The 8,528-nt window shown below is 35.3% G+C and carries 8 protein-coding genes; 2 read left to right on the forward strand and 6 right to left on the reverse strand.

Going from position 1 to position 8,528, the window contains the following annotated elements:
• Positions 1–128 precede the first annotated feature (128 nt).
• Positions 129–1,457: an alanine/glycine:cation symporter family protein gene (locus ACVRWY_RS05955; protein ID WP_354369061.1), complete on the forward strand. Its 1,329-nt coding sequence runs from the start codon at positions 129–131 to the stop codon at positions 1,455–1,457.
• A 135-nt stretch (positions 1,458–1,592) separates the two neighbouring features.
• Entirely contained in the window at positions 1,593–2,801 is a 1,209-nt protein-coding gene (locus ACVRWY_RS05960) for a cation diffusion facilitator family transporter (protein ID WP_354369063.1), read from the forward strand.
• Positions 2,802–2,867: 66 nt separating this feature from the next.
• On the opposite strand, the gene ACVRWY_RS05965 is transcribed toward ACVRWY_RS05960, so the two are convergent.
• The 6 genes from ACVRWY_RS05965 to lepB all read right to left on the reverse strand — a co-directional run bounded on the left by ACVRWY_RS05965 (position 2,868) and on the right by lepB (position 8,080).
• The gene (locus ACVRWY_RS05965) at positions 2,868–3,701 is read right to left on the reverse strand and encodes a transporter substrate-binding domain-containing protein (protein WP_354369065.1); all 834 of its coding nucleotides are present in this window, start codon (positions 3,699–3,701) and stop codon (positions 2,868–2,870) included.
• Positions 3,702–3,714: 13 nt separating this feature from the next.
• Positions 3,715–4,344 (reverse strand): amino acid ABC transporter ATP-binding protein, encoded by a 630-nt coding sequence (locus tag ACVRWY_RS05970; protein ID WP_354369067.1) that lies wholly within the window; start codon positions 4,342–4,344, stop codon positions 3,715–3,717.
• A gap of 8 nt (positions 4,345–4,352) precedes the next feature.
• Positions 4,353–4,994: an amino acid ABC transporter permease gene (locus ACVRWY_RS05975; RefSeq protein ID WP_354369069.1), complete on the reverse strand. Its 642-nt coding sequence runs from the start codon at positions 4,992–4,994 to the stop codon at positions 4,353–4,355.
• Between the two features lie 175 nt (positions 4,995–5,169).
• Positions 5,170–5,505, reverse strand: coding sequence for a zinc ribbon domain-containing protein YjdM (locus ACVRWY_RS05980; protein ID WP_354369071.1), 336 nt, complete (start codon positions 5,503–5,505; stop codon positions 5,170–5,172).
• A 31-nt stretch (positions 5,506–5,536) separates the two neighbouring features.
• On the reverse strand, positions 5,537–7,354 hold the full coding sequence (glmS, locus tag ACVRWY_RS05985) for a glutamine--fructose-6-phosphate transaminase (isomerizing) (protein ID WP_354369073.1): 1,818 nt from the start codon (positions 7,352–7,354) through the stop codon (positions 5,537–5,539).
• Positions 7,355–7,519: 165 nt separating this feature from the next.
• Positions 7,520–8,080 carry a signal peptidase I gene (gene lepB / locus ACVRWY_RS05990; RefSeq protein ID WP_354369075.1) on the reverse strand — a complete coding sequence of 187 codons (561 nt, stop codon included), beginning with the start codon at positions 8,078–8,080 and terminating at the stop codon, positions 7,520–7,522.
• Positions 8,081–8,528 lie beyond the last annotated feature (448 nt).

The raw sequence follows: 8,528 nt of genomic DNA on the forward strand, positions 1-8,528 counted from the left end.
GTAAAGAAGATATCGGCTATTTTTAATAAAAGAGGGATTTGACAAGCGCCTTTTATTCGTGTAGTATTATAGGTTGGAAATATTTTCATAGCTTTTTCAAAAGCTATCATTTAGAAATAGGAGTTTATATGTTAGATATATTTTCTACCATTGACAGTTTTGTTTGGGGTCCTCCTTTGCTAATTTTATTAGTCGGGACTGGGATCTATTTGACTGTCCGACTTGGTTTACTGCAAGTCTTAAAATTACCAAAAGCATTTCATCTTATTTTTTCAGGTAGCGATGGAGAGGGAGATGTTTCTAGTTTCGCTGCTCTTTGTACAGCTCTAGCAGCTACCGTGGGAACTGGAAATATCGTCGGAGTGGCTACTGCTATTAAATTAGGTGGACCTGGAGCCTTGTTTTGGATGTGGACAGCTGCTTTCTTTGGGATGGCAACTAAATATGCCGAAGGTCTATTAGCTATCAAATATCGGACGACAGATGAAAATGGAGAAATTGCCGGCGGTCCTATGTATTATATCACCATAGGGATGGGAGAAAAATGGAAACCACTGGCTATAGTTTTTGCCATTTTTGGTGTAATGGTTGCCCTCCTTGGGTCTGGGACCTTTACACAGGTTAATTCTATCACTGATTCGATCAAAACATCTACTGGAATCTCTCCTCAAATTGTAGGACCTGTTTTAGCTATCTTAGTTGCTGTCATCATCTTTGGAGGGATTCAAACGATCTCCAATGTATCAACAAAAATTGTACCTTTTATGGCTGTCCTCTATGTTCTTGCAGCCTCTACTATTTTAATTGTAAATGCTGATAAACTAGGAAGCACTCTAGCACTCGTTATCCAATCAGCCTTTACAGGAAAAGCTGCAACTGGGGGCTTCGCAGGCGCTACTGTAATGTTAGCAATCCAATCTGGGATAGCACGAGGGATTTTTTCAAATGAATCTGGACTTGGTTCAGCTCCTATTGCCGCAGCTGCTGCCAAAACAAATGAACCTGTTGAACAAGGTTTAATTTCTATGACAGGAACTTTCATTGACACTATTATTATTTGTAATTTAACTGGTCTTGCCATTCTTGTTACTGATGGATGGAAAACCAATTTAAACGGCGCTGCTTTGACCCAATCTGCATTTTCATCGGTCTTTTCTGACTTAGGAGCGCATGCCTTAACAATCAGCCTTGTTTTATTTGCCTTTACTACTATTCTTGGATGGGGCTATTATGGAGAGCGTTGTTTCGAGTTCCTTTTTGGATCAAAATCCATTATTATTTACCGCATTATTTTTGTTACTATGGTAGCACTCGGTGCTTTTCTTAAACTAGAGCTTATTTGGATTATTGCTGACATCGTTAATGGACTAATGGCTATTCCAAACCTCATCGCTCTTCTGGTTCTCTCCCCAATTATCATCAAAGAAACTAAAAAATACTTTGATAAAAATAAATAATAAAATGAATGGCATGATTCTTATGATTAAGACATGCCTTTTTACACGTCTAGATTTCTTTTAAATCTTATCATTTAAAATACCATTTATAAAATGATATAATAAAGTATTGCCATAACATTAAAAGGAGTTATCATGAGTCATAACCCAACAGACAATCTAAAACTTGCAGAACGCGGTGCCATTATTAGTATCACTGCTTATGTTATGCTATCTATAGCTAAGCTTACTGTCGGCTATTTTTTACATTCCTCATCACTGGTTGCAGATGGATTCAATAACGTCTCTGACATCATTGGAAACATTGCGATATTGATAGGCCTCAGATTAGCTAGATGTCCAGCAGACTTAGATCATCGCTTTGGTCATTGGAAAATCGAAGATCTCTCTAGTCTCCTGACTTCATTTATCATGTTCGTCGTTGGATTTCAGGTATTGCTTCAAACTATCCAGATGATTGTGAATAATAGCAAAACCGAGATTGACCCAATAGGGGCTATTGTCGGTATCATATCAGCTGTCATTATGTATCTGATTTACCTTTACAATAAACAATTAGCTAATAAAGCAAAATCGGGTGCGCTATTAGCTGCCGCTAAAGACAACCTATCTGATGCTGTTACTTCTATCGGAACTTCTATTGCTATTATTGCAAGTTCACTTAATTTTCCTATTATTGATAAGATTGTAGCTATTATCATCACCTTTTTTATTCTAAAAACTGCCTATGATATTTTTATAGCTTCTGCTTTTAGTTTATCAGATGGATTTGATGACAGTCATCTAAAAGAATATGAATTAGCCATTCTCCAAATTCCAAAAATTTCTCGTGTTAAATCACAGCGAGGAAGAACTTATGGAAGCAATGTTTACCTCGATCTTGTCTTAGAGATGAATCCTGATCTTTCAGTTTATGAAAGTCATGAAATTACAGAAGAAGTTGAAAACTTACTCCGAGAAAAATTTAATATTTACGATATTGATATCCATGTCGAACCATCAAGTATTCCCGAAGATGAAATTTTTGAAAACATTTACAATAAACTTTATAAGTATGAAAAAATTATCCTCTCTCAAATTCCAGATTATACCGAACTCCTTTCTAAAGATATCATTTGGATTGCTAATGACGGACAGTCTTACCAGCTAACTCAACTGGATACAATTTTTACAGCTCAGACTAATGATTTTAGTGAATTTTCAATGGTATCAGTTAGTCAAAAAACAAAACTTATCACCTATACGTTAAACGGTGAAAAACACACCTCACTTTGGCGCCGACACGAAAATTGGCAACTTCTTTTTCATCAAATCACTACTTTAACTCTGTCAAATCAAGAATAACTAAAATATCTCTCTTTTCATAAAAAAATAAAGACATCAGAAGTGAAATCTGATGTCTTTATTTTTTTAGTTCTTTACAGCATCGGTTGCCACATCTTCACCAAACCATTTATTTGAAATTTCTTGGAATTTTCCTGATTGGTAAAGCTTATTAAAGGCTTTATTAATATTTTCCACTAATGTTTTATCAGATTTACGGGCTCCGACAGCAAAATCTTCACCCTCAAATTCACTCTTAATAATATTGTACTGATCCAACTCACCTTCTTGTTGAAGATAATAATTAGCATACACACGATCGATCAATAAGCCATCAATACGATCTGATTTTAAATCAATCAATGCTTGTGTGAATGTCTCATACTGAGTAGCATCGTTATCTTTTACAATATCTTTCAAGACTTCTGGATTCGCCGTAAAAGTATCATAACCTGATGAACCAGATTGTGCTCCCAAGACTTTATCCTTCATTCCAGCAAATGTTGTGATACCTGAAGATTTCTTAGTGACTAAAACTTGCTCATTTTTCATATAAGAATTGGTAAACAAGACTTTCTCTTCTCGCTCACTTGTCTTAGAGTAACCATTCCAAATTAAATCAATTTTTCCATTATTTAATTCAGTCTCTTTCAAATCCCAATTGATAGGCTGCCATTTTACTTTGATACCATATTCTTCAAAAACAGCTGTCGCTAAATCAATATCAAATCCAACATTTTTTCCATCTTTATCCTTATATCCCATAGGAACAAAGGTATTATCAAAACCAATCGTGATGGTTTTTTCTTTCTCATAAGTTGACCATTTGTCCTCAGCAGTATCTGACTTACTACCACAGGCAACTAAAACAAAGCCAGTCAACACGGATAACATAACTAATAATAACTTCTTCATCTTCACAACCTCACTTATTTTATTTAGGATTAATTTTTAAAATCTCGTCAGAAATATTTTCAGCAAATTGCATATCATGCGTTACCACAATTTGTGTAATTCCTGTCTTACGGTTTTGTAAAATTAACTTTTCCACTTCCTGCCTTAACTCAGGATCTAGAGCGCTCGTTGGCTCATCATAACCAATAATTTTGGGATCGATCATCATCGCTCTAGCCAAGGCAACACGTTGTTTTTGCCCACCAGATAAAGAGTGTGGATAAGCTTTGGCATGATCAGCTAGACCTAATCGCTCAAGTAAATCCATAGCCTTACTCTCAGCATCGCTCTTTGAAATATTCATCGTTTTAATTGGCGAGAGGGTCAAGTTATCAAGTACTGTTAAATGTGGAAACAACTGAAAATCTTGAAAAACAAATCCTAATAAATTTTTTGATTCTAAATGATCAACTGGAACAGACTCTCCCTTATAAACAACCTCACCTGAATCAATACTCTCTAATCCAGCTAGCATTCGAAGTAAAGTGGTCTTTCCTCCACCAGATTGACCAACAATCGCTAAAACTTTTCCTTCTGATACGGTCAAGTTAAAGTTCTCAAAAATTTTCTTATCTCCAAAGCTTTTGGAAATCTGTTTTAATTCTAACATAGATCACCTTATTTATAATAATTAAATTTTTTCTCTACACGTTTAGAGGCAACTGTCAACACTCCAATAAGTAAGAGATAGATTCCACCTGCAATAAACATTGGTGCTAGAGTAGCATCACGGTTAGCTGCTGTTTTACTTGCTAACAAAAGATCACCAACACCCAAAACATAGACAAGGGAAGAATCTTTCACAAGATTAATAATTTCATTAAATACACTTGGTAGGACAATTTTAATAACCTGCGGTAGGATAATATAGCGAATGGTTTGGAGCTGATTAAACTTCAATACTTTTGCCGCCTCATATTGACCTTTTGGAATAGCCTCAATTCCTCCACGGAAAATTTCAGCAAAATAGGCTGCATAATTTAGGGTAAAAGCTAAAATTGCTGCAGGCATACGATCAAAGGTCACACCAACAGATGGGAGGACATAGTAGAAAAAAATTAATTGCAATAGTAGAGGGGTTCCTCGCATCACCCAAACATAGACAGTTAATAGCCATTGTAGAGGCTTAAATTTTATCTGCATCAAAAAGGCCAAGGCTGCCCCTAATGGAATGGATAATATAATAACGATAAAAAATACTTGTAACGTTACAAGAGCCCCATCTAATAAACTGGGTAAAACTTCAAATATATAAGACATTGTTACTCCTAAAAAACGATAACTACTATTATTATACCAAAAACATGAACATTTATACAGTTCTTTTTCAGGCTTTACTATTAATTTCTTCAAACTCTATAAATTTTTTCAAGTACCAACACTCAATAAATATTAGATAAAAAAACTAGGAACATTGTTCCTAGCTATAATCTTTCTATAGTTTTTTTACAAACTCTGATTTTAATTTCATTGCACCAAAACCATCAACTTTACAATCAATGTTATGGTCACCCTCTACTAAGCGAATATTCTTAACACGTGTTCCTTGTTTTATATCTTTAGGGGCACCTTTAACTTTAAGGTCTTTAATAACTGTAACAGTGTCACCGTCAGATAAACGGGTTCCGTTGCCATCTAGAACGACTAAGCCTTCCTCTTCTTCTGATACTTCACTTGGTGACCATTCATAAGCACATTCTGGACAAACTAATAAAGTTCCATCTTCATAAACATACTCTGAGTTACATTTTGGACAATTTGGTAAAGACATACAAGCTCCTTTGATTTTTTTCTATACTATTTTACTCTACTGTAACGGATTTGGCAAGGTTACGTGGTTTGTCAACATCAAGACCTCTTTGAAGGGTCGCATAATAAGCAATTAATTGTGTTGGGACTACCATTGCAATAGCTGATAAGAACGGATGAACACTTCTTACAGTAATGTCATCTCCTTCTTTAGCCATATTTTCATCTACAATGGTTAAAACATTTGCTCCACGTGCAACAACTTCTTGGATATTCCCTCGTGTATGGGCTGCTAAATGTGGATGATTTGAAATCAAAGCTAAAACTGGAACACCATCTTCAATCAATGAGATTGTTCCATGTTTCAATTCTCCTGCCGCAAAGCCTTCACATTGAATATAGGATATCTCTTTTAATTTCAAGCTTGCTTCCATAGAGACGTAATAATCACTACCACGTCCAATATAAAATGCATTGCGAGAGGTTGAAAGAAGACTGGATACCTTTTTCTCAATCAACTCTTTTTCAGACAGACTTGATTCAATAGATTGTGCAACTAAAGATAGCTCATGAACTAAATCAAACGTCTCAGCCAAAGGATTTCCATTGGCATCTCCAACTGCTTTTGCTAAAATGGCTAATGTTGCAATTTGTGCTGTATAGGCTTTAGTTGAAGCTACTGCAATTTCTGGACCTGCATGCAATAACATCGTGTGTGTTGCCTCACGAGAAAGTGTTGAACCTGGACCATTAGTAACCGTTAAACTTGGAATACCCATCTCATTTGCTTTAACCAGTACTTGACGACTATCTGCAGTTTCTCCAGACTGACTAATCATAATAAATAAAGGCTTCTGACTCAATAAAGGCATGTTATACCCCCATTCTGAAGCAATTCCTAATTCAACAGGGGTATCAGTTAGTTTTTCAAGAAAATCTTTAGAGGCAAAACCAGCATGATACGAAGTCCCCGCAGCTAGAATATAGATACGGTCAGCATCTTGCACAGCCTTAATAATATCTTTATCAATAGTAACTTGACCAGCTTCATTAGTATAAGCACTAATTAATTTACGCATTACTGTAGGCTGCTCGTCAATTTCTTTTAACATGTAATAAGGGTAGGTCCCTTTACCGATATCTGATAAGTCTAACTCTGCAGTATATGACGTGCGCTCTACACTATCACCAGCATAAGTCTGGATAGACACCTGATCCTTGGTCACCACAACCAATTCCTTGTCATGAATTTCCATAAATTCACTTGTTTCACGAATCATGGCCATAGCATCTGAACAAACCATATTATAACCGTCACCCAAGCCAATTAAAAGTGGTGATTTATTTTTAGCTACATATATGGTTTCTGAGTCCTCAGTATCAATTAATGCAAAAGCATAAGAACCTTCAATGACATGAAGTGCTTTTCTAAAAGCTTCCAAAGTCGAAAGTCCCTCTTCTTCCACAAATTTACCAACCAAATGAACAGCAATTTCAGTATCCGTCTGACCTTTAAAGTGATGATTTGAAAGATAAGTCTCTTTAATCTCAGCATAATTTTCTATCACACCATTATGAACAAGCACTAGACGACCTGTCTCAGATTGATGTGGATGCGCATTATCTTCCGTTGGCTTCCCGTGCGTTGCCCAACGCGTATGACCAATACCTGCGGTACCTTGATCTCCATCTGTCAATTTTGCTTTTAATTCTGCAATGCGACCAACAGATTTGACCAATTTCCCTTTTTCTTCTTGAGATACCACAAATACACCTGCAGAATCATATCCTCGATATTCTAACTTTTCTAATCCTTGAATTAAGATATCTGTTGCATTGGTATTTCCAACAACGCCAACTATTCCACACATAAAATTTTACCTAGTATCGTTACTAGCCTCTCTATTCATATTTAAAATTGGTATAGTCAAAAAGACTATCCCAAACTACTTAAGTCAGTATATAACAATAAAACAAACTTGTCAACAATAAAAATTGGTATAGTCAATTTAGCATTAAAAAAAGAGTAGCTACAACTACTCTACATCTAGAAAACCAAATTGACTTAAGGGGAATAACTTAAACGTCACAACACCTTTAATTTGACTCTTATCAATCAAGCCAAATTGACGGCTATCTTTTAAATTACGTCGATTATCATTTAAAACCAGATATTTTCCTTTAGGAATCTCACTCAAATCATGTTGATTAGAAATGGTAGCCAAGGTAAAGTCTTGAGTATAGGGAGATTCATTTGAAGCATCTGAAAGAAATGCCGATTTTAACTTCTCAATATAAGCCTGACTCTCAACAGAATTATTTAAGTAAAAAATATCATCCATATAGGTGACACTTTCCCCCTCACTAGCAATAACACGTCCAATATAAGTCTGATGGTTTACTTCATAAACGATAAAATCCTTATATTTAGGCTCCTGTTTAGCATGAACAAGTAAAATCTCATTTTCTTTAAAATAAGAATTTTCATCTGATGACTTTACTTGATAAGTAGAAAACACAAAAACCCTCAATAAAATCACTATTCCAACAATAAGAACACCAATTATCGTATTTGTAATCAAATCTCGTTTTACCATAACTTCTCCTAACTTTATGCTTACCATTATATCATGTTTTCTGATATAAAAAAAGCAAGCAAATTAAAGTACAGGCATGAAAATTTTCCCATCCCCTTTGCAATATCTGTCCCTCGCATGCGCATTGGCTTATCCTTGCCTTGTCAATATCTTATCAAAATGATTTAAGTAACAGACATATAAACCGTAACCACTTTACACCAAGAATAATTTTTGATTTGAAGATAAAAAAGAAACGACCACTTGATTCACTCTCGTACTTGGTTATGAGTCACCCACTACAGTTGATAATGAGGGCAAAATGCCTCAAAACAAAAATAAAAGGCTCTATAATTTCTGTAGTGGGTAAGAACACCGTGGAAATTATGGAGCCTTTTTGAATATAGAAAAAGGTCCCATATGACCTATAATGAAAAGCGACGAAACTCACATTAGAAAGGGTTCATAT

The sequence above is a fragment of the Streptococcus porcorum genome (assembly GCF_053203725.1).

Coding starts and splice junctions, on each gene's coding strand:
- glmS (WP_354369073.1), bottom strand. CDS start 7,354: ATGTGTGGAATAGTTGGCGTTGTTGGAAATACCAATGCAACAGATATC.
- ACVRWY_RS05960 (WP_354369063.1), top strand. CDS start 1,593: ATGAGTCATAACCCAACAGACAATCTAAAACTTGCAGAACGCGGTGCC.
- lepB (WP_354369075.1), bottom strand. CDS start 8,080: ATGGTAAAACGAGATTTGATTACAAATACGATAATTGGTGTTCTTATT.
- ACVRWY_RS05970 (WP_354369067.1), bottom strand. CDS start 4,344: ATGTTAGAATTAAAACAGATTTCCAAAAGCTTTGGAGATAAGAAAATT.
- ACVRWY_RS05975 (WP_354369069.1), bottom strand. CDS start 4,994: ATGTCTTATATATTTGAAGTTTTACCCAGTTTATTAGATGGGGCTCTT.
- ACVRWY_RS05955 (WP_354369061.1), top strand. CDS start 129: ATGTTAGATATATTTTCTACCATTGACAGTTTTGTTTGGGGTCCTCCT.
- ACVRWY_RS05980 (WP_354369071.1), bottom strand. CDS start 5,505: ATGTCTTTACCAAATTGTCCAAAATGTAACTCAGAGTATGTTTATGAA.